Source organism: Delftia sp. ZNC0008 (assembly GCF_000799035.1).
Classification (GTDB): Bacteria; Pseudomonadota; Gammaproteobacteria; order Burkholderiales; family Burkholderiaceae_C; genus Comamonas; species Comamonas tsuruhatensis.
In genome coordinates this window covers 1-1239 of record NZ_JTKZ01000262.1, presented here as the reverse complement: position 1 = coordinate 1239, position 1239 = coordinate 1, and the positions used below count along the sequence as shown (strand labels likewise).

General features: G+C 71.8%; 2 protein-coding genes. One reads left to right on the top strand and one right to left on the bottom strand.

The features are described 5' to 3' along the window. Positions 1-916 (top strand): cobaltochelatase CobT-related protein (locus L995_RS08685; protein ID WP_047471030.1); only part of this gene is annotated, 916 nt, incomplete at its 5' end. A 57-nt stretch (positions 917-973) separates the two neighbouring features. Here the strand turns inward: L995_RS08685 and L995_RS08680 are convergent. Continuing rightward, positions 974-1239 (bottom strand): alpha/beta hydrolase (locus L995_RS08680; protein WP_047471027.1); only part of this gene is annotated, 266 nt, incomplete at its 5' end.

Genomic DNA, 1239 nt, shown 5'->3' with positions numbered 1-1239 from the left:
CCGCGTCGTGTTCACGCGCGCCTATGACCGCGAGGCGCAGGCCACCGAGCTGATCCGCGCCGCGCAACTGGCCGAGTTCCGCGAGCAGATGGATGAGGAACTGGCGCGCAGCGGCTTGCATGCGGGCCGGCTGGCCCGCCACCTGCAGCAGCGCCTGGCCGTGCCGCGCCACGACGGCTGGCAGTTCGGCCTGGAGGATGGGCACCTGGATGCAAGCCGGCTGGCGCAACTGGTCAGCGATCCGCAGCAGCGCGCCATCTTCAGGAACGAGTTGCCGCGCCCCGTCAGCGATGCGGCCGTGGCCATCTTGCTGGACTGCTCGGGCTCGATGAAGGCGCATGCGCGCCCGCTGTCCCTGCTGGTGGACCTGCTGGGCCGCGCGCTGTCCATGGCCGGCGTGCCGGTGGACGTGCTGGGCTTTTCCACCCAGGCCTGGAACGGCGGCCGCGCCCGCCGCGACTGGCAGCGCGCGGGCCAGCCCCACATCCCGGGCCGGCTCAACGAGCGGCTGCACATCGTCTTCAAGGATGCCGCCAGACCCTGGCGCCACGCCCGCCACGGCGTTGCCGCGCTGCGCAGGCCCGACCTGTTTCGCGAGGGCGTGGACGGCGAGGCCGTGGAATGGGCCTGCGAGCGGCTGCTGGCGCGGCCCGCGCAGCGCCGCATCCTGCTCGTCATCTCGGACGGCTGCCCCATGGACACGGCCACGCACCAGGCCAACGACGAGCACTATCTGGACCAGCACCTGCGCCAGGTCATCGCCCGGCACGAGCGCGCGGGCGATGTGCAGATCCGCGCGCTGGGCGTGGGCCTGGACCTGGGCGTGTTCTACCGGCGCAGGCTGGCCGTGGACCTGCGCGAGCAGATCGATGAGGCCTTGCTGATGGACGTGGCGGAGTTGATCTGCCGGCCGTGATGCCGGCCTGCTAGCGGCTTCGCTCAGCGACCATTCCGTCCGGGCAGGGCGGCAGATCTAGCGGATCTGCGCGACAAAGTCGCTCACCAACTGCGCAAACTCCGCGGGCATTTCCACGGCACTCAAATGCGCGGCGGGCAGCGACACCAGCTGCGCGCCCGGAATCTGCGCCTGCATGTCTTCGGACAGGGAAGGGGGCGTGGCCTCGTCGCGGCTGCCTGCAATGACCAGCGCGGGGCAGGCGATGCGCCGGTTGCTCTCGCGCAGATCGATGCCGCCCACGGCCGCACAGGCCGCCGCATAGGGCGCGGCCGCCGTGGCCT